This window comes from Streptomyces sp. ISL-94, assembly GCF_018614075.1.
GTDB lineage: Bacteria > Actinomycetota > Actinomycetes > Streptomycetales > Streptomycetaceae > Streptomyces.
Genome location: NZ_JAGGOZ010000118.1, coordinates 1 through 19,688 on the forward strand (window position 1 = coordinate 1; position 19,688 = coordinate 19,688).

At 69.1% G+C, this 19,688-nt stretch carries 20 protein-coding genes; 11 read left to right on the forward strand and 9 right to left on the reverse strand.

Features of this window, described 5'->3' with window-relative positions; all coding sequences use genetic code 11:
• Positions 1-353: 353 nt before the first annotated feature.
• From J7E94_RS30620 to J7E94_RS30635, 4 genes are all read left to right on the forward strand, one after another.
• Positions 354-938: a tyrosine-type recombinase/integrase gene (locus tag J7E94_RS30620; protein ID WP_308345536.1), complete on the forward strand. Its 585-nt coding sequence runs from the start codon at positions 354-356 to the stop codon at positions 936-938.
• Between the two features lie 534 nt (positions 939-1,472).
• A complete protein-coding gene (locus J7E94_RS30625) occupies positions 1,473-2,231 on the forward strand; it encodes a nuclear transport factor 2 family protein (RefSeq protein ID WP_215020073.1) in 759 nt (252 codons plus the stop codon).
• Between the two features lie 17 nt (positions 2,232-2,248).
• Entirely contained in the window at positions 2,249-2,572 is a 324-nt protein-coding gene (locus J7E94_RS30630; protein WP_215020074.1) for a hypothetical protein, read from the forward strand.
• Positions 2,573-3,220: 648 nt separating this feature from the next.
• Positions 3,221-4,036: a sulfite exporter TauE/SafE family protein gene (locus J7E94_RS30635; protein ID WP_215020075.1), complete on the forward strand. Its 816-nt coding sequence runs from the start codon at positions 3,221-3,223 to the stop codon at positions 4,034-4,036.
• A 114-nt stretch (positions 4,037-4,150) separates the two neighbouring features.
• Here J7E94_RS30635 and J7E94_RS30640 read toward each other — a convergent pair whose 3' ends face one another.
• On the reverse strand, positions 4,151-5,128 hold the full coding sequence (locus tag J7E94_RS30640) for an alkylmercury lyase family protein (protein WP_215020076.1): 978 nt from the start codon (positions 5,126-5,128) through the stop codon (positions 4,151-4,153).
• An 84-nt stretch (positions 5,129-5,212) separates the two neighbouring features.
• Between J7E94_RS30640 and J7E94_RS30645 the strand changes: the two genes are divergently transcribed.
• The gene (locus tag J7E94_RS30645) at positions 5,213-5,611 is read left to right on the forward strand and encodes a heavy metal-responsive transcriptional regulator (RefSeq protein WP_215020077.1); all 399 of its coding nucleotides are present in this window, start codon (positions 5,213-5,215) and stop codon (positions 5,609-5,611) included.
• Here the strand turns inward: J7E94_RS30645 and J7E94_RS30650 are convergent.
• Genes J7E94_RS30650 through J7E94_RS30675 form a run of 6 tightly spaced genes read right to left on the reverse strand, consistent with a single transcriptional unit; the run spans position 5,598 to position 9,974 of the window.
• Entirely contained in the window at positions 5,598-6,590 is a 993-nt protein-coding gene (locus J7E94_RS30650; RefSeq protein WP_215020078.1) for an arsenic resistance protein, read from the reverse strand. The two genes, J7E94_RS30645 and J7E94_RS30650, sit on opposite strands and share 14 nt — an antisense overlap.
• A gap of 60 nt (positions 6,591-6,650) precedes the next feature.
• Positions 6,651-6,959: a hypothetical protein gene (locus J7E94_RS30655; protein WP_251057472.1), complete on the reverse strand. Its 309-nt coding sequence runs from the start codon at positions 6,957-6,959 to the stop codon at positions 6,651-6,653.
• Positions 6,956-7,738 carry a heavy metal-responsive transcriptional regulator gene (locus J7E94_RS30660; RefSeq protein WP_215020079.1) on the reverse strand — a complete coding sequence of 261 codons (783 nt, stop codon included), beginning with the start codon at positions 7,736-7,738 and terminating at the stop codon, positions 6,956-6,958. The genes J7E94_RS30655 and J7E94_RS30660 overlap by 4 nt, the downstream gene beginning before the upstream one ends.
• A 34-nt stretch (positions 7,739-7,772) precedes the next feature.
• On the reverse strand, positions 7,773-8,831 hold the full coding sequence (locus tag J7E94_RS30665; RefSeq protein ID WP_215020080.1) for an ArsO family NAD(P)H-dependent flavin-containing monooxygenase: 1,059 nt from the start codon (positions 8,829-8,831) through the stop codon (positions 7,773-7,775).
• Positions 8,828-9,622 (reverse strand): MIP/aquaporin family protein, encoded by a 795-nt coding sequence (locus J7E94_RS30670; RefSeq protein WP_215020081.1) that lies wholly within the window; start codon positions 9,620-9,622, stop codon positions 8,828-8,830. Before J7E94_RS30670 ends, J7E94_RS30665 begins: the two co-directional genes overlap by 4 nt.
• Positions 9,623-9,659: 37 nt before the next feature.
• The gene (locus J7E94_RS30675; protein WP_214953416.1) at positions 9,660-9,974 is read right to left on the reverse strand and encodes a helix-turn-helix transcriptional regulator; all 315 of its coding nucleotides are present in this window, start codon (positions 9,972-9,974) and stop codon (positions 9,660-9,662) included.
• A gap of 76 nt (positions 9,975-10,050) precedes the next feature.
• On the opposite strand from J7E94_RS30675, the gene J7E94_RS30680 reads away from it, so the two are divergent.
• From J7E94_RS30680 to trxB, 3 genes are read left to right on the forward strand one after another with little or no spacing between them, the layout of a single operon-like run.
• On the forward strand, positions 10,051-10,680 hold the full coding sequence (locus J7E94_RS30680) for a low molecular weight phosphatase family protein (RefSeq protein ID WP_215020082.1): 630 nt from the start codon (positions 10,051-10,053) through the stop codon (positions 10,678-10,680).
• 53 nt (positions 10,681-10,733) lie between these two features.
• Positions 10,734-11,183, forward strand: coding sequence for an arsenate reductase ArsC (locus J7E94_RS30685; RefSeq protein ID WP_214938002.1), 450 nt, complete (start codon positions 10,734-10,736; stop codon positions 11,181-11,183).
• A gap of 4 nt (positions 11,184-11,187) precedes the next feature.
• Positions 11,188-12,174 carry a thioredoxin-disulfide reductase gene (gene trxB, locus J7E94_RS30690; RefSeq protein WP_308345540.1) on the forward strand — a complete coding sequence of 329 codons (987 nt, stop codon included), beginning with the start codon at positions 11,188-11,190 and terminating at the stop codon, positions 12,172-12,174.
• 183 nt (positions 12,175-12,357) lie between these two features.
• On the opposite strand, the gene J7E94_RS30695 is transcribed toward trxB, so the two are convergent.
• A complete protein-coding gene (locus J7E94_RS30695) occupies positions 12,358-13,863 on the reverse strand; it encodes a SulP family inorganic anion transporter (RefSeq protein ID WP_215020083.1) in 1,506 nt (501 codons plus the stop codon).
• Between the two features lie 407 nt (positions 13,864-14,270).
• On the opposite strand from J7E94_RS30695, the gene J7E94_RS30700 reads away from it, so the two are divergent.
• Positions 14,271-14,681, forward strand: coding sequence for a MerR family transcriptional regulator (locus tag J7E94_RS30700; RefSeq protein ID WP_215020084.1), 411 nt, complete (start codon positions 14,271-14,273; stop codon positions 14,679-14,681).
• 698 nt (positions 14,682-15,379) lie between these two features.
• Positions 15,380-16,780, forward strand: a complete 1,401-nt coding sequence (locus J7E94_RS30705) for a site-specific integrase (RefSeq protein ID WP_251057474.1) — start codon at positions 15,380-15,382, stop codon at positions 16,778-16,780.
• 221 nt (positions 16,781-17,001) lie between these two features.
• Here J7E94_RS30705 and J7E94_RS30710 read toward each other — a convergent pair whose 3' ends face one another.
• On the reverse strand, positions 17,002-17,520 hold the full coding sequence (locus J7E94_RS30710) for a hypothetical protein (RefSeq protein WP_215020085.1): 519 nt from the start codon (positions 17,518-17,520) through the stop codon (positions 17,002-17,004).
• Positions 17,521-17,715: 195 nt separating this feature from the next.
• Here J7E94_RS30710 and J7E94_RS30715 point away from each other — a divergent pair, with 195 nt between their 5' ends.
• Positions 17,716-19,503, forward strand: coding sequence for a hypothetical protein (locus J7E94_RS30715; protein ID WP_215020086.1), 1,788 nt, complete (start codon positions 17,716-17,718; stop codon positions 19,501-19,503).
• Positions 19,504-19,688 lie beyond the last annotated feature (185 nt).

Consider the following 19,688-nt stretch of genomic DNA (forward strand, 5'->3'; position numbering starts at 1 on the left):
CATTTGCCGGTCGGTCTAAGGTCAGCCGTTCCGCAGAAGCCGCAGGTAGTGGTGGTCACCGCAGGTGCCCCAAGTCGCTCCTCAGACGGTGATGCCGACCGTGGACGACCCGCGATGCTGAGGCCATGGAGATCGAGATCCTCGTCGTACCGACTGTCTGCACGGCGAGCCCGCGGCCGAGCTGCTGCGGCAGGCGCTTGACGACGTCGGCCTGCACGGCGTCACGGTTACCACGCGTGTGGTCACTGGCCAGGGCGAGGCCGAAGAGCGCGGCTTCACCGGGTCCCCGACCTTCCTGATCGACGGACGCGACCCGTTCGCCGAGGCCGGTCGCCCGGCGGGGCTGGCGTGCCGTGGTCTTCTTCCGACCCGACGGCCGTCCGCTCGGACCCCACCAGGTCCTCGACCGGCTCCGCCGGCTCTCCGCCGAAGCTGGTGTTCCCCGAATCACGGTGCACGACCTGCGGCACCTGGCCGCCACCATCACCATCACCGCCGGTGTGCCGCTCACCGTCGTCTCCAAGACTCTGCGGCACTCCACCCTGTCGACGACCGCCAACCTCTACAGCCACCTCACCCAGCAGGCAGCCCGCGAAGCCGTCGACACCATCGACCACACCCTCACCGGAGACGAGAACGCCAGCCGTCAAACGGGCCGCACGCCGTGGCTGCGACCACCACGCGACCACATCCAATCCGCGAAGCCCTCCGCCAACTCCGCTCCCCCGCCGTTGCCGGGTTCAGTGCCACGGCCGACCGGCCACAGACCGGACGTGCGACCACATTGCGACCACCATGGCTCCGGGCGCACGAAAGGCCGCCCTCTCATGGATGAGAGAACGGCCTCCGACCTGCGTAATCGCAAGTCGGGACGACAGGATTTGAACCTGCGACCCCTTGACCCCCAGTCGGCCCGCCCAGCCGTCTCGGACGGCTAGGCGGGCGCGGCGAGTCAGGGAGCGGTGTGGAGCCGCCTCCTTTCGGCCCGGCGGCGAAGGTCGCTGACGACCTCTCGCCAACGCCACCTTCCCTCCCAGCTGCCGTTCTCGTGGCCGCCGGGCTGGGGCGGTAGCGGCCTCCCGCTGGGCGTACTGGGACCGGTGCAGATCTACGCCACGCCAAACCTGCCGGCCGACGCCCAGTCGACACCCTTGCCCGACGGCAGCTCCGTCCCTCGGGCCCCGCCGGGCGGAAGGCCGAGTGTCCCGCCCCGCTGCACGTTCCTTCCCGGAAAATCCGCTGATCAGCAGAGAGGCAACCCACGGGAAGCGCCGCGCCCCTGGCGGCATGTGAATCTCTCCGCCTTGTGGTCCGCGGCATAGAGGTCGTGGAGGCGCCGCGACAACCGGGGAGACTGTCCTCTATCGATCGGTTTTGTTCCGGTCTCCGGGTGCGCCGGGTGCGGTCTGCGGCGACAGTGGAGGACGGGTGACGCACAGCGTGTCACCGGGGCCCCTAGATGGAGACGTACCGTGAGCAGCAAGGACATCGTCGTCACGGCCGCAGGCGAGTTGTTCGGTCGGAAGGATCCTGGTGCGGTGGACCGCTGGGTGTCCGCCGCCTACCGTCAGCACAGCAGTCTGGCAGCGGACGGCCCTGAAGCGTTGCGCAAGCTGGTGGCAGGGTTGCCGGAGGGTTTCCGCTACGAGGGCGCCCGGGTGATCGCCGACGGCGACCTGGTGATGCTACACGGGACGTACCACGGCTTCGGGCCGCAGCCGCTCGTGGCCTTCGACCTGTTCCGGGTCGACGCGGACGGCCATCTGGCCGAGCACTGGGATGCGCTGACGCCTCTTGTGGCGGAGACGCTCTCCGGTCGCTCGCAGACCGACGGCCCCACCGAGCCCTCCGACCTTGGCAAGACCGAGGCCAACCGCGCCCTCGTCGTGGAGTTCGCCGGGAAGGTCCTCCAGGGCGGTGACTACTCGGTGCTCACCGACTACATTTCCGCCACCACCTACCTCCAGCACAATCCGGAGGCCGCCGACGGGCTGGACGGCTTCGGGGCCGCCGCCGCGAAGTGGGCCGAGCAGGGCAAGAACCTGGTCTACAAGACCGTCCACAAGGTCGTCGCCGAGGGTGACTTCGTGCTGCTGCAGTCCGAGGGCGAGTTCGGCGGGCCGGCCGCCTACTGGGACCTGTTCCGCATCGCCGACGGCAAGATCGTCGAGCACTGGGACATCATCGCCCCCGTCCCGGACAGCCTCCCCCACTCCAACGGCCTGTTCTGAAGGACAGGGGAGATACGGTGAGCAGTCCGACCTACGCGGGCAAGACCTTCCGGTTCAGCGTCGACAACGGCGTCGTCTTCCACAACGTCTACGCACCCGACGGCACCCGGCTCCACTACGAGACCGTCGCCGGACCGGCCAAGGGTGCAGTCGAAGACGTCGAACTGCACGCCGCCGAGGTCAGCCCCGGCATCTTCATCCTCGGCTGGGTCGAGCAGTCGGGCATGACCATCACCCACGCGATGAATCTGCACACCCACACCGTCCACGCCTTCTGGACCTACGAGACCCCAGACGGCCGCGTGGGCGAACTCCACACCGGCACTCTTCAAGAGATCTGACCGAACCGGGCCATTCCAATATGCCGACGGCCCACACCAAAGGCACGCCACGCTGGTCACCGCCTGCGGCGCTGCTTGCCCTTCGCCACCTGGCCGACGTTCAGGACTTTGCGAGTTGCCGCAGATGGGGGCGGGGGGCACGCTTCTTGACCCGCCGCCGTGCGCGGGAAGTCAACTCTGGGAGGGGAGTCCGAGTGTTCGGTCGCAGGAACGCCAAGCAGGAGCAAGGGGAGATGCGGCCAGCGGGTGATGACCTGGTGGGAGGCGATGTCGATCATGGTGGCGAGCCAGCCCTGCCCGGTCGGAATGTAGGTAATATCGTCGCACCCACGCGCGTCCAGGCCGGTGGAGTCGGGGTGGAAGTTCCGGACGATGAGGTCGAGCCGCGAGGCTTCCCTTGGACCGGCGGTCGCGGTCAGGTGCCGCCGGCGTCGCTGTGCGGCGGGCGCGCTCGTAGCCCTCGTTCACGGCCTGCCGGTCCATCGGGTCGGTGTGCGCCATGGCCTGCCATCTTTCGATCGGCACTCGTGGCTAGTGATGATGGCGGCTTCCGAGCACTGGTACCAGCGTGCGGACTCCCGGTGCCTTGCCCCGAAGGTGGGGGCGCGCCGTAGCAACAGGGGTGGGCCACCAGCGAGGATGCCCGTCATGACCACGGACCAGACCCTCTATCCCCTCCGGCCGACGCACTCAGCACCTGTGGTGTTCGGCGCGGGTGCGGCGATCGGAGTGCTGGGCGGGATGATCGGCCTGGGCGGTGCCGAATTCCGCCTGCCACTGCTGATCAGCCTCTTCGGGTTCGCCGCCCTCTCGGCGGTCATCCTGAACCAGGCGATGAGCCTGGTCGTGGTCCTGGTCGCGCTGCCCGCCCGCCTGGCAGCAGTCCCGGCCGCCGAGGTCGCGTCCCGCTGGCCCGTCGTGGTCAACCTACTGGCCGGCAGCCTCCTCGGAGCCTGGGCCGGAGCGAGCTGGGCAGTACGCATGCGCAGCACCACCCTCTACAAGGCCCTGGCAGCGCTGATGGTCCTCATGGCGGCCGCCCTGGTCCTCACCCACACCGCCACCCTGGACAACCTCGCGCTGCCGCTCTGGGCCCGGATCCCCGCCGGAGTCGCGGCCGGGTTCGGCATCGGCGTCGTCGCTGCGATCATGGGCGTCGCCGGCGGCGAGCTGCTTATCCCGACGATCGTGCTGCTGTTCGGAGAGGACATCAAGACCGCCGGAAGCCTCTCCCTGCTGGTCTCCCTACCGACCATGCTGGTCGCCTTCACCCGCTACAGCCGCGACGGCAGCTTCGCCATCCTCAGCGCCAGCCTCCGCTTCACCCTCACCATGGCCGCAGGCTCCGTCGCCGGGGCGGTGCTGGGCGGACTGCTCCTCGGCGTGTTCCCGGATCTGGTGCTCATCCCCGCGCTGGCCGTGATCCTCCTCGTCTCAGCGCTCAAGCTTGCCCGTCACGGCTGATCGGGCCAGGCGCCTCCCCATCTCATGAACATCGACTCTGGCCTGAGCTGGGTGCCTCCCGAAGCCCTGAACAAACCGCTGTCGAAACTCAACTCGCGAATAGAACCACGCCGGTCAGTCGTCCCGGAGGAGCGGGCCGAAGGTCTGCTGCCCGATCTCCACGGCGCGGGCCTGGCTGACGACCTGCCCTTTCACTTCCGGATGCTCCTTCTGCCACTGCTCGGCCGAGGCGTGGCCGGTGAAGAAGTTCAGCGCGTCGCAGCAGAGGGTGGCTGCGGGTCCCGTGCCTTCGCGGCGGCCTGCGAACACGACCGCGGCCACCGGCTCCCACACCGTGGTGCCGCTGGTGAAGGTCACGGTCACCGGCCGGCCGTCGACCGGGTCCGAGGAGGAGATCACCATGTCCTGGCCCAGCATGACGGAGAGGCCGAGGGTGTCGATGGCGCACATCGACCACACCTCCACTCCGCTTGCCAGTCGTACCCAGTGCGGGGTCTCCACCGCCGAGAACGGGTACGCCGCTTCGATCCGGCCCGCTTCGTCCAGAGACAGGAAGTCTTCCTGGTCCAGCTCGGCAAGCACCTCGGCGGCGGTCCTCCCGGCCTGCGCGGCGACGGCTTCGAGCACCGACATGTCCGGCGCGAGCCCTGTCTCGGCGAAGTGCCGCAGCACCGCCTGCTGCACGGCCCGCAGTCCGCGCTCGGCGGGGGCGCGGCGGCCTCGTCCGGCCCGGCCGACCGGATCCAGGACGTCCGCCTGACAGCACTCCTGGCCGGCCTCGGCCGAGGAAAGGCTCACGCCGGACAGAGCCCGGCGCAGGGCAAGGACGCTCGGCGCGCCCTCGGTGCGGCCGCCGGTGTCCCGGTAGAGGCGGCAGGACACGCTCGCCGGGGCGCCGGGCACCGCGAAGGGGTCGACGCCGTCGAGCAGCACGGTCGGCGAGCCCGTCATGCCCAACCGCTCGGCCTCCGCCTCCTGGCGCACCTCGATCAGTTCGACCTGGGCGGTACGCGGGCCGAGCGCGGCGGTGATCCGCTCCCGTACGACCGGCACGTTCGGGCAGTTGGGCACCGTCAGAATCGTGATCCGCATTCTGCTGTCCTCCGTGGTGGTGTGCCTCTCGGCCCGACGGTAGACCTTCCAGTGCACTGGAAGGTCTAGGCGTAGCGTGGGGGTATGCGCATCGGTGAGCTCGCGGCATCCGGCCGGGTGACGGCCAAGGCCATCCGTTTCTATGAGCAGGCCGGCCTGCTGCCCGCCCCGCCCCGCACAACGGGTGGCTATCGTGAGTACCCGCCGGAGGCTGCGATGCGGCTGGCGTTCATCCGCGACGCCCAGGGCGCCGGTCTGACCCTTGCCGAGATCCGGTCCGTCCTGGACATCCGCGACAGCGGCGAAGCCCCCTGCGGCCACGTCACTACGCTGATCGATCAGCGCCTGGCGGACATCGAGCGGCGCATGGCCGAACTCCGCCAGACCCGCACCGCACTGCGTGAGCTCGCCGTCCAGGCCGCCGCCACCGATCCGGACACCTGCTCGGAAGGCGGGATCTGCACGATCCTCACGCGGCCGTGACCGGCTCCCGTTCCGGGACGAGGCGGGGAATGAGGCGTACGTAGGCGACCATGCCGATGACCTCGACCAGGGTCTGGGTCACTACGACGACCGCGGCGACCGCCAGCTCGTCTGGGAGGGCGAGCGCGAGGGGCAGTACGACCAGGGAGTTGCGGGTCGCGCCGGTGAAGACGACCGCCCGCGAGGCCGGGGTATCCAGGCGGAAGAGACGGGCGACAACCCGTCCGGCCAGGGCCATGACCACCAGGAACGCGGCGTAGAAGGGGATCACGGCGGCCACGTCGCCGAGGCTGCCGCCGAGCTTGGGGACCTGGGATGCGACCACGGTGATGAGGGTGGCGGCCATTAGCGGCACCATCGTCGTCGTGGCGGCAGCCGACACCCTCTGCCCGGCCGGTGTGCGAGCCGCCCACGCCTGGAGGGCCCAGGCCAGCACGAGGGGGATCACGATGAGGAAGAGGAAGGCTTCGAGGAACGGGCCGGCCTCGACGATGTCGGCAAGGTCCGGGCCCATGAACAAGTACAGCAAGCCCGGCAGGAGCAGCATCTGCACGACGAGCAGGAGCGGGGTAGCGGCCAGCAGGCGGCGGCTGTCCCCGCCGGCCAGGCCGCTGAAGACGATGACGTAGTCCACGCACGGACACAGCAGCACCAGCAGGACCCCGATGCGCACAGCCTGATCAGCGGGCAGGAAGGCGAACATCGCGGCGACGATCAGGGGAACGACAGCGAAGTTCACTACCAGAGCCGCGGACAAGAACCGGCCGTCACGCAGGGAGCGGAACAGCTCGCCGGCCGGGACCTGGAGGAAGGTCACGAACAGCAGCGCCCCGAGGACGGGGTTGATGGCGAGCTCGAGTCCGGGGCCGACAGCCGGGGCCGCCCAGCCGAGCAGTCCCCCGAGAGCCATGGCGCCGAGGTAGATCGCGATCTGGTGCTGTTCCATTCGCTCGACCAGACCCTGCGGTTCCTGCGACACCTTGCCGACTCCCTGCTGTACGTACGTGCTGATCGTGTGGCCGCCCTGTGGGCGGCGGGGTCATTGTGGCAAGCGGGCGTTTCCTGCCGCGGGCGGCGGGGTGGTGGGCAGGCCCAGGTCCACGGGACCCGGCGCGCTCGCGCAGGCGGCGGCACGACGACGCCGGTGCAGTACCCACACCATGGCGGCCACGGCGAGCACGGTGACGCCGGCCAGGGCGGGAACCCAGAGGGAGCCGATCGCGGTGAGTGCCCCCAGCCCGCCGAGGAAGGCCATGATCGGGCCGATGCAGCACGCCGCGCAGGCCAGGGCGGCGAGCGCGCCCACGCCGAGGAGGGACGTGCCGGAGGACTTCGTCTCGGGGTTCATACGGTGGCTCCGAACAGGTCGGCCAGCAGGGAGCCGGCGGCTTCGGGCGCCCGCACGGTCAGCGTCAGCCAGGCGGGGGCGAGGTTCAGGGTGAAGTCGAAGAACGCGCAGCAGTCCTGTTCGGCCGCCGTGAGAGCGGCGAGGTCGGCGGCCAGTTCCGGGGTGCTGGGGAAGGTCAGGCGCACTCCGTCCGAGATCTCCTCGCGGCTGGTGGCCTGCGTGATCAGGGCCTGCCATTGGGCGGTGCGCTCGCCAAGTTCGGCCCCGCCGAGCGTGCAGGCAACCGGTGCCTCGCGCCACGGCTCATCGGCGGCAACCCGGGGGCGGGTGGGCGAGAGTTCGATCAGGACCGGCCCCGGCGCCTGGGCCTTGTCGCCGGTGGGGGTGCAGCCGCAGTCCGGGCCGCACCCGCCGGCCGGCGCCGGACCGGACAGCTGCCGGTGGACGTCGGCGAGGCGGGCGGAGAACGCCGCCAGCTCGGCCGAGCGGCGGTCCGCGTCCGCGATCCGGTCGGAGACCAGCGGCACCATCCGCGCCCGCACAGCCGCGCACACACCGGCGTCCCGTACGTTCAGGAGATCGCGGATGTCCTCCAGCGCCAGCCCCAGCAGCTTCGCGGAGGAGATGAACGCCAGCCGCTCCACCGCGTCCGGCCCGTACTGGCGGTAGCCGGACGAGGTCCGCTCGGCGGGCAGCAACCCGGCCGTCTCGTAGAACCGCAGCGTGGAGGCAGGAACGCCGGAGCGTTCGGCCAGCTGCGAGATGCGCAGTGTGCTCATGCCTCGAACGTAAACCTTCAACCCGACTCGAAGGTCAAGCCCGCAGCAGCTCGGCAATCTCCCGGGCCGCGTCCCGGGCGGGGCGGCCGACGCCGATGAGGGTGGCGGAGGCAGGTCCGGTCCAGTCGCCGTAGCCGAGCAGGTGCAGGCGGGGTTCATCCACCGCGCGGGTGCCGTCGGTGGCGATCCGGCCACGGCGGCCGCGCAGGCGCAGGGAGGCGAAGTGGGCCAGTGCCGGGCGAAAACCGGTGCACCAGATGATCGCATCCGCCTCGGCGCGGGTACCGTCCGCCCATTTCACACCGGTCGGGGTGAGACTGCTGAACATCGGCGTCGCTGACAGGAGTCCGGCGTCGCGGGCGACGCGTACGGGCGGAACGGCGACGATGTCGCCGAGGGAGGCGACGCCGCCGGTGTCGGTGCGGCCGGTGTCGAGGGCGCGGCGGCGGGCGGTCGCGGCGTCGAAGAGGGCGCGGCCGTCGATGTCGTCGGCGAGGTAGCGGGGCGGGCGCTGGGTGACCCAGGTCAGCTCGGCGGTACCAGCGAGGTCGGCGGCGATCTGCGCGCCGGAGTTGCCGCCGCCCACGACGATCACCCGCTGGCCGGTGAAATCGGCAGGGCTGCCGTACTGAACGGTGTGCAGCTGGCGGCCGGTGTACTCCCGCCGGCCGGGCACAGCGGGCACGAACGGGCGGGTCCAGGTTCCGGTGGCGCTGACGACGGCACGGGCCTGCCAGTCGCCGCAATCGGTCTCGACGCGCAGGAACGCGCCGTCGCGGTGGACCGCATCGACCCAGACGCCGCGCTGGACCGGGAGTTCGTACCGCTTCTCGTAGTCCGCGAGGTACTCCACGACATGACCGGCGTCCGGGTACGCCTGCCCTGGCTGGAGCGGCATGAGCCGACCGGGCAGGGAGGAGTAGGCGGCCGGGGAAAACAGGCGCAGGGAGTCCCAGGTGTGCTGCCAGGCCCCGCCCGGTGTCGCCTGGGCGTCGAGAACGACGAATTCGATACCGAGGCGGCGCAGGTGGTAGCCGGCGGCGAGCCCGGACTGGCCGCCGCCGATCACCACCACTTCGGCGCGCTGCATCATGCTGCGGGCTGCTCCTGTCCGGTCTTGCCACGCATGAAGATGACCGCCACCAGGGCCAGGCCCACCACCGCGCCGATCAGCTGCATGCCGATGAAGCCGGGCACCGAGGCCGGGGCGATACCGGCGAAGGTGTCGGTGAAGGCACGTCCGATGGTCACCGCCGGGTTCGCGAAGGACGTGGAGGAGGTGAACCAGTACGCGGCGCCGATGTACGAGGCGACGGCGACGGGCGCGAAGCGCAGCCGGTCGGTGCGGGCCAGGCCGAAGATCAGCAGGATCAGGCCCGCGGTGGCGACGACTTCACCGAGGAGGAGGTTTCCGGCGGAGCGGTCGTGGGTGGCCCACTTCACCAGCGGCTCGCCGAACATAGCGTCCGCCAGAATCGCGCCCGCGACGGCGCCGACGATCTGGGAGGGCACGTACACGGCCACCTCACGGGCAGTGACGCCGGCGCCACCGCGGCGGGCGGTCCACCACTCCGCCAGCGTCACAGCCGGGTTGAAGTGGGCACCGGAGACTGGACCAAGCAGGGCAATCAGGACGCCGAGGCCGAAGACCGTCGCCGTGGAGTTGGCCAGCAGCCGGAGCGCCACGTCGTCGGTGAGATCGGTGGCCTGGATGCCGGAGCCGACGACGATCGCCACGAGTGCGGCGGTGCCCACCAGCTCGGCGGCGGCGCGGGCGATCAGTGGGGTGCGGGGCGGGGTCGCGCCGGGTGCCGGCTGGGGCACGTCGGCGGCTATGACGGACTCCGCCGTGGGGGCGGCGCCGACGGGCTCGGTGGCGGTCAAGACAGGATCTCCTCGGGCAGGTGAGGCAGACAGCGGACTACGGGCAGGACCGCTTGAGGTTCGCTTCGGCGGTGGCACGCGCGGTCAGAGCGAGGTCGGCGAACTGACCGGCGAGGGCTTCGATGACTTCCGGACGCAGCCGGTAGTAGATGTACCGCCCGCATGGCTCCGTCTCCACGACCCCGGCCTCGCGCAGCACCTTCAGGTGGTTGGAGAGGTTCGTCTGCTTGGCACCCGTCTCCTCCACAAGGTGGGTCGTGCAGAGCGTCTCGCGCGCGAGCAGGGTCACGATCTGGAGCCTGAGCGGGTCGGCAAGAACCCGGATCAGATCAGTGTCGACTGACGTCATCATGGGCTGATACTGTCACATCAGCTGGGCCTGACACCAGTCCGAGCTGACCTTACTGGCTCCTTTGAACGGGAACGCCATGCCCACGCCCTCTTCACCCCTCCTGCCGGACGAACGCCTGGCCGCGGGGGCTGCCCGCCTCGCCTCCCGGTATGCCGGCCACTTCTCGCCGGAGACCGTGCTAGGCCTACTCGCCGACTCGTACGCACGTCTTGCCGAGCAGGCACGGGTCCGTACGCACCTGGTCGTGCTGGCGGAACGGCTGACCGCCGAGCGCCTGGACGCCCTCGCCCACACCCAAGGGCTGGTGAACGGCCCGACCCGGGTGCTGTTCGTGGGCAGCCAGAACGCCGGGCGCTCGCAGATGGCCGCCGCCCTCCTCGCCCACCGGGCGGGCGAGCGCGTCACCGTCTCCTCAGCGGGCACTCGTCCGGCCGACGAGGTGGAGCCGCACATCGCGCAGGCCCTCACCGAAGCCGGTGCGGACCTCGCCGACGCGTACCCCAAGCCCCTGACCGAAGAGGTCGCCGAGGCTGCCGACATCGTGATCACGATGGGCTGCGGCGACGCCTGCCCTGTCGTGCCCGGTCGCCGCCACCTCGACTGGCCTCTAGCCGACCCCGAAGCTGCGCCGATCGCCCTCGTACGGGAGATCCGCGACGAGATCGACGCCCACATCAGCGAGCTGCTCGTGCAGCTCGCGCCGTAGAGCCGCAAGCCCCCGCATCCCCACCGCAGTCACCTCACCCCAAGGAAGAACAGATGTCCTCCGCTCTCCCCCAGCCTGGCGGCTGGGAGGTACCCCCAGCCGCCTCCGTCCTGTTCGTCTGCATCCACAACGCGGGCCGCTCCCAGATGGCGGCCGGGTTCCTCCGCCACCTCGCAGGTGACCGCGTCGAGGTGCGCTCCGCCGGCTCCATGCCCGGCGAGCAGATCAACCCCTCCGCCGTCGCCGCCATGGCCGAGCTGGGCATCGACATCTCCGACCAGAAGCCGAAGGTCCTCACCCCCGAAGCCGCCCAGGCCTCCGACTACATCATCACCATGGGCTGCGGCGACGCCTGCCCCTACTTCCCCGGCAAGACCTACCTCGACTGGCAGCTCGAAGACCCCGCGGGCCAGGGCGTCGAGGCCGTGCGCCCCATCCGCGACGAGATCAAGGGCCTCATCGAGGGCCTGATCGCCGAGATCGACGCCAAGAAGCAGGGGTGACCCCGTGACCGACGCGACCACCGCCGACGACGGCATACACAACGTCATCATCATCGGCTCCGGCCCCGCCGGATACACCGCTGCCCTCTACACCGCCCGCGCGCAGCTGAAGCCCCTGCTGTTCGGCAGCTCGATCTTCGTCGGCGGCTCGCTGACGACGACCACCGAGGTCGAGAACTTCCCCGGTTTCCCCGAGGGTGTCGACGGCCCGGACCTCATGGACAGCATGCGCGTCCAAGCGGAGAAGTTCGGCGCCCAGATGATCGACGACGACATCGTCTCCGTCGACCTGACCGGCCCCATCAAAGAAGTCACCGACTCCGAGGGCACCGTCCACCGCGCGAAGACGGTGATCATCGCCACCGGCTCCGGGTACCGCAAGCTCGGTCTTCCCAAGGAGGACGAGCTGTCGGGGCGCGGCGTGTCCTGGTGCGCGACCTGTGACGGGTTCTTCTTCCGCGACCGTGACATCGTCGTGGTGGGCGGCGGCGACACCGCCATGGAGGAGGCCACCTTCCTCACCCGCTTCGCCAAATCCGTCACCGTCGTCCACCGCCGCAGCACCCTGCGTGCCTCGAAGGTCATGCAGAACCGGGCCTTCACAGACGACAAGATCTCCTTCGCATTCGACAGCGAAATCGCCGAGATCAAGGAGAAGGACGGCATGCTGGCGGGCGTCGTCCTGCGCGACACCTTCACCGGAGAGCTCCGCGATGTGGAGGTGACCGGACTGTTCATCGCGATCGGGCACGACCCGCGCACCGAACTGTTCACCGGCCAGCTCGACCTCGACGACGAGGGCTACCTGAAGGTCCAAGCGCCCTCCACCCGCACGAGCCTCCCCGGCGTCTTCGCCGCCGGCGATGTCGTCGACCGCACTTACCGCCAAGCCATCACCGCCGCTGGCACCGGGTGCGCCGCAGCCCTCGACGCCGAGCGGTACCTTGCTGCTCTGCGTACGAAGAATGAACCTGCACCAGCAGCAGTCTGACCTGATCGCACCGAAGGGGGCGGCCCACACCAATGGTGTGGGCCGCCCCCTTCTCGTACGTGACGTCACGTCCCGGACTGACAGACAGCCGTCAAAGTCTGGCCAGGGTGGAAGCAACGTCACACGCACGGTTATGACAGCGGGACTGCAAGCTGAGAACGATGAAGATTCGAGTACGTCGGTTCAGTGGCTGGCGAGTTCGCCAGTGAGCTTGCCGTGGAGGTCGGCGCTCGGGTCGTTGAGACCCGTGATCTCGACCGTTTTGCCACGCTGAGCGTACTTGGTCTCGATGGCGTCCAGGGCTGCGACCGAGGAGGCGTCCCAGACGTGGGCGGCGGACAGGTCGATGACGATCTTGTCGGGGTCGCCTGTGTAGTTGAACTGGCCGACGAGGTCGTTGGAGGAGGCGAAGAACAGTTCTCCGGTCACCGTGTAGATCACGCTGGTGCCGTCGGGGGCGGTGACGGGGGTGACTTCGGCGAGGTGGGCGACGCGCTTGGCGAAGATGACCATCGCGGTGACCGAGCCGACGACGACGCCGATGGCCAGGTTGTCGGTGGCGACCACGCAGATCACGGTAATGACCATGACAGTGATCTCACCGGCCGGCATCCGCTTGAGGGTCTTGGGAGCGATGGAGTGCCAGTCGAAGGTCGCGAACGACACCATGACCATCACCGAGACCAGGGCAGCCATGGGGATGTCTGAGACGACCGGTCCGAAGACGATGCACAGCACCATCAGGAACGCGCCCGCGAGGAACGTGGACAGGCGGGTGCGGGCGCCGGACACCTTCACGTTGATCATGGTCTGACCGATCATGGCGCAGCCGCCCATGCCGCCGAAGAATCCGGTAACGATGTTGGCGATGCCCTGGCCGACCGATTCGCGGGTTTTGGAGGAGTGGGTGTCGGTGATCTCGTCGACGAGCTTGGCCGTCATGAGGGATTCCATCAGGCCGACCAGCGCCATCGCGAACGCGTAGGGAGCGATGGTGGTCAGGGTGTCCACCGTGAACGGTACGTCCGGCAGGCCGGGGACGGGCAGGGATGACGGCAGGGCTCCCTTGTCGCCCACGGTCGGCACGGCGATCGCGGCCGCGACCGTGATGACGGTCAGGATCACGATGGAGACGAGCGGCGCCGGGATCACGGTGGTGACCTTCGGGAAGAACACCATCAGCGCCAACCCGCCGATGATCAGCGGATACACGGCCCACGGCACGTCGTGCATTTCGGGGACCTGGGCCATGAAGATCAGGATGGCGAGGGCATTGACGAAGCCGACCATCACCGAGCGCGGAACGAACCGCATCAGCTTCGCGACGCCGAGGGCGCCGAGCGCCACCTGGATGACGCCGGCCAGTATGACCGCCGCCACGAGGTAGCCGAAGCCGTGCTCACGGTTGAGCGGCGCGATCACGAGCGCGACGGCACCAGTGGCCGCCGAGATCATCGCCCGGCGCCCGCCCACGATCGAGATGACCACGGCCATCGTGAAGGAGGCGAACAGACCGACCGCCGGGTCGACCCCGGCAATAATCGAGAACGAGATCGCCTCGGGGATCAGGGCGAGCGCGACAACCAGACCGGCCAGGACCTCGGTCCGCCAGACCTTCGGGTTGCTCAGCCAGGCGGGGCGCAGGCTGCGCAGGCGCGCGGCGGGGGACGTCAGGGAAGCAGAAGACAAGGGAGTAGGAACCTGTCGTGCTCGGGCACACCCACTTCTGGGCAGGCCGGGGTGTGCGGGAGACGCGGAGCGGCCGGGCCGGCACCCCGCGGTCGGCCCGAGAAATCAAGCGGGCCGGAAGTTCGGAAAGATGGATGCGGCGGGCCTGCGCAGTACGCGGCCGGGCAGCTCGCATCCGAAGCGAAACATCACGGTGGGCAGGCGGCAGCGCGGGGCGTCATCGGCTCGCGCATGCTCGGCTCCTGCGGAATCGGATCTTCGCGGGGGCACCATCGGCCCCGACACGGCTACACCGCAGGAGGCCAGGGGCCACCCGCGCACGACCAACTCTACCTTAACGTTAGAGTAGAGATCGGAGGGGTCGCAGAACGCGGCCCGCCACGATGGGAAGGGCCAGGAGCACGGGCGTGGACGACAAGCACATGCAGATCGGCGAGGTCGCCGCGCGAACGGAGCTGTCGCTGCGCACGATCCGGCACTACGAGGAAACCGGCCTCGTCGTCCCCTCGGCCCGCTCCCAGGGCGGATTCCGCCTCTACACCGAGACCGACGTGCAGCGCCTCATGGTCATCCGCCGCATGAAGCCGCTCGGCTTCACCCTGGACCAGATGCGCGACCTCTTGGCCGCCACCGATCGCCTGGATGGCGATGACACTCTCGACACCGATGCGCGTGAGGCCCTCCTCGAGCGTGTGCGCGAGTACGAGCAGGCCGCTACCGAGGAGGTCGACAAGCTCCGGGTTCAGCTGGCCCGCGCTGAGGATTTCGCCGGAACGCTCCGCACGCGCCTGCACCAGACCGCACCCGCCGGGTCCTGAGCCGCGAGCCGCCCGAGAGACCGTACAGCCGCCGGCCGCAGTCAGTCTGTGCGACGCTGCGCGTGACAGAGCCCTCCTGTCAGGAGCCCCGTATGGAAGGGCCGTCCGCTCGTACCGGCCGCGCCGCCCGAAAAGCGGCAGCGACCCGCTGACCCGCCCGCTGTCCGGCCTCACGCCTGCTGGTGATGGGCGCGGTCCTCACGATCGCGGCGCCGCCCTGCATACGATGCCCGCCGAGCGGCCTGAGCTGCACGCGCGCCGCACTGGCGCTCGCGGCAGCTGCTGTCTGGAGGCGTGCCTCCCGCCAGGGCGGATCACAACCTGACACTGATGTGATCTTGGGGAGTCGCGCGGGGCAGACAGCCTGAGGTTGCTTCGGTTTGGCGGACATCCTGGCGATCGCGTCGCCCACAACTGGCTGGAGAGGCGCCACAACCCGAGCACTGGGGTAGCCAACACCAAGATCCGGGCCAGACGCGGGTCAGCACCCCATCAGCAGCAGTTACCGCCAGCATTTGCAGGTCAAATCGGGTACGGCACGTGTACCACCAGACACCGAGAATCTGAGACGCTCCCCGGGTTGGGGAGCGGTATCAAGGGAAACCGGCTGGTCACGGTGCTCGGGAGAGGTGCGGTGGTCGCCTGTGGTCGCAGGCTGGAGATACCCACTCCCCCTCCGCCTCCCGGAGGCGATCCCCATGCGCACCACCGCCGGCCGCGGCCGTATCTACCGCCGCTGTGGCTGCAGGGACACCCAGCAGCACCAGCTCGGCGCCCACTGTCCTCACCTGGTCACCGACAGCGAGCACGGCACCTGGAGCTTCGCCGTCGATGTCCCCACCCCAGGCCATCGCCGCACCACGGTGCGCCGGAGCGGATTCCCTACCCAGGACAGCGCCGAACAGGCCCTGAGCCGCTACCTCGAGGGCGAGGCCGGCGGATACAACGCGGACCCGAACCAGACCGTCGCCGCCTACCTGAACGCGTGGCTGGGAGCGAAGGCCCTCGTGCTGAAGCCGACCACCATGGCCCGATACCGCGACTACGTCCGCAACGACCTCATCCCGGCCTTCGGCACCCTCAAGCTGGACCAGCTCGCCCACCGCCACATCGCCGGCTTCATCACCGGCCAGCTCGCGGCCGGCCGCGGCGAGACCACCCTCTACCGGTGCCTGGCCACCCTCTCCAGCGCCCTCGGCGACGCCGTCCGGCAACACCGACTCCCACACAACCCGGCCCGTCCCCCACTAATGCGCCGCCCTCCGTCGCCGGAGCGACGGATCTGGACGGCGGAGGAGGCCGCCCGCTTCCTCGGCTACTGCCACCGCGCCGACCCCGAGATGGCCGACCTATTCGAGTTCCTCATCGGCACCGGCCTGCGCAAGGGAGAAGCCCTCGGCCTCCACTGGGACGATGTCCACCTCGGCCAGGGCGTCTTCTACGTGCGCTGCACCCTCTCCGCGATCGACAACAACCATCTCGTCATCACCACACCGAAGACCCGGTCGAGCCGAGGCTGGGTCGCCATCTCACCCAGAGTCGCCACCGCCCTCCGGCACCGCGCCCATACGGTGCCCCGGAGGCGCGGCGATCCTGACGATCCGTTCGCCGGACTGGTGTTCTGCCAACCCGACGGCCGTCCGCTCGGCCCCCACCAAGTCCTCGACCGGCTTCGCCGCCTCTCCGTCGAAGCTGGTGTCCCCAGGATCACGGTGCACGACCTGCGTCATCTGGCCGCCACGATCACCATCACGGCCGGTGTGCCGCTCACCGTGGTCTCCAAGACCCTGCGGCACTCCACCCTGTCGACGACCGCCAACATCTACAGCCACCTCACCCAGCAGGCAGCCCGCGAAGCCGTCGACACCATCGACCGCACCCTCACCGGAGCCGAGAGGGCCGGCCACGAGACAAGCCGCCCGGCGTGGCTGCGACCACCACGCGACCACATCCACCGGCTCGGCGAAGTTGTCCGCCGACTCCGCTCCCCCATGAAGCCCGCCTTCAGCGCTACAGCCTCCCAGCCGCAGACTGGACGTGCGACCACACTGCGACCACCATGGCTCCGGACGCACGAAAGGCCGTCCTCCCATGGATGAGAGAACGGCCTCCGACCAGCTCAAAGCGTGGTCGGGACGACAGGATTTGAACCTGCGACCCCTTGACCCCCAGCGCTGGTCCCCAACTGGTCCCCAAGGGGCGCCACCTGGCTCTCGTCCGGGGCGCCCGCTGGGACTGAGCGGCAGCAGACCGCCCCCGCTGGTTCCCGAGAACGGGATCGGCGGGCGGCCATCGACAAAAGAGCCCCACGGCAGCCGAGCTAGCGGCCGACGGTGCTCCAGTCGGCGGGGGCGGGCGGCACCGAGCGGCCTGCGGCGAGCTCGCGGAGGCGACGGTTCAGTTCCGGCAGGTCGTACGCCGGGAAACTCACCTGGAGAAGCTGCAGGCGGAACTGCGATGGCAGCTCCTCCTGGAACATCGCCACGTCCATCGGCTTGACTGTCACGTCCCATGCGTCCGGAGCCGCCCAGTGCGTCATCCGGACATAGAACGCGTCCCGCGGGCCGGCGTTCGCCAGGGCCGAGAGGAGGGCGAGGCCGCTGTCGACCGGGAAGTCGATGAGCATCCAGCCGCGCCTGGACTTCACCCACTCCGCCATGTGCGGCAGCTTCTCCGGCCAGTCCGTATTGCTCTCTCCCACGTCCTGGCAGCAGGTGAAGGTATCGAACCCGCACTCCCACATCGCCTGGATCGTGGGTGCGAGCTGCTCGTCAATCTCTGCGTGCCGATCGCCCACCCGGACGAGAACGGTGGGGTGGGTGCCTTCGTAAGACGTCATCGGGCGAGCATACGAGCGGGGTACGACAGGCCTGCCGCAGCCCTATGAAGCTGTACGCGATCGGCCGTCCACCAGGTTGGGTGGCCAGCCCCAAACCCCTTCGGTGGTCACCTTTTGGAAGGGCTATGTCGGGGCGTTCCAACCTGGCATACGATCCGAACCGAAACACCTGTGACGTGGGGCTGGTTACAGGTCGTGTTCGCCGAGGGGACAAACCAGATGTCGTTGGAGTCTGTTGACGAGGCCCGTACCGAGGAGCTTCGCCAGATTGAGCGGGAGAAGCGCGAACAGCGACGACTCGCCCGGGAGAGGGGCGAGATACCTGCTCTCCGGGCTCGTCGCAGAGCAGCGAATCCCAGCGGCCCCGGCGTGGCAGTTACTACACCGGATGCCGCGCCTGCACCGTTGGTGCTACCCGCACGCCTCGTCACGATCCTGGATCGTGTCGGCGAAGAAGCCGGGGTCGCAGACATGTTCCACGACGTACTCATGCGAGCAGGCAACCTGCGCGATCCGATGGAGTGTGTCGCCAACGTCGTACGGGAAAGCATCTCCGCCGCATTCCCTGCCCTCGTTGCCCTTGCCCATCTCGCCGATCTCACGACGGCGGGGATGGCTGTGTTCAGCGACGACGAATCGCTGCGGGCAGAAGCCATTCTCACGGACCGCCTTCCCGCTCCCCCGGTGGCTCCCGCCAAGGCGGACTCATGGCAGCTGCTCCTGGAGGCCCACGAGGCAGGTACGCGTGCCGTCCTCTCCAAAGAGGCGTGGCGCCGTGTCGTGCATACGCTGCCACTGGCCGTCGTAGACGACCTCATCGACTCCGGGAAACTCGATGCAAGGGCCGACCCGGCCAGCTGGCCAGACCGCAACGACCGCTCCCGATACGTAACGGCCCGCGTGTCGCCAGGCGCACTCGACGCCTCCGACGTCCGGGCCCTCGCTTGGACGAGCGAGCTGCGACGGCGCGCCGTGGTGGAGGGGGCTGAGGTCCTTCCGATCGATGGGCGGCACGACGAGTGGAGTCTGCGTGCAGCACTGCTCGCTGGTGATGTCAATGCGCTCGACAAGGTCGGGCCGCTCGACGAAACGCAATTCCCGTCGGATCTGTCCCGGCTGGTCCACTCCCTTCAGGCCGTACGCCGCGGAGCTGCCGTGGGACCGGAGCTGGGGCACGAACCGGGTCTGTTCTTCCTGCTGGAGGACTGTCTCCCACACGATCGCCTGGTCTCCGGCTCGTCCAAATTCCACTACTGGGCTGGCACACGGCGCCTGTATCGGCTGCTCGACGAGGCTCATTGGTTCATGGCAGCTGAACCCGACATTGCGCCGGACGTCCTTCGCGGCGTGGTGGAGCAGGCGACCGCTCTTCGCAACGAGAAGGAGGGAGCGGCGGCTGGTAAAGCGGACCGGGAAGCACGCGCGGTGTTGGCGTATGTCTACTTCCTGACCGCTCGTCCGGGAGACCGGGACAGACTGGACCGGGCTGTCGGGCTCCTGGAAGAGGTACTCATGCGCGGTACTCGGCGTCGCGGAGGCGTGGACCCCAAGGCCCGCCGACGCATGATCTGGCTCAGTGAACTACTGCAGGCTCTACGCCAGAAGTCGAGGCCTCACGACGTCCTCAACCCGTATCTGGCCCTCTCCGTCGAACACGGCTCATCTGAGTGGCGCCACGGCTGGCGAAATCTACGCGGTCAAGTCCCCGCCGATCAGCTGGAGTACATCAACAACGCCAAGGACCGAATCCAGCGGCGCGAGATGGCCTCACGCCTGGGCAGGGACGTTGAGATTCTCTACGAGCTTCCCCTCGACGAACGATTCCTGTGGATACCTCGCGCCCACTCACCCGTTCTCCAACCGCAGATACGACCCATGGAACGACGCACGGAACCAAGCACATCCGACGAACGGAACTGGACCGCGTCCGAAGCGGCTCGGGACATCATCAGCCGCAGCAGCAACACGAGGCAGGACTACTGATGGGCAGCAGAAGCAGGAAGCAACCCCTCAACGCCATCCCCGACTTCCAGGGACTACGCACCCGCCCCAGGCCCGGTGTCGCCCAGGACGAGCCGAAGGCGCGGAGGCAACAACCCCGGTCGCCCGGCCGACAAGCCGCATCCGACACCAGGGCGAACACCTCCACGCAGCAGACGTCCGGGAAC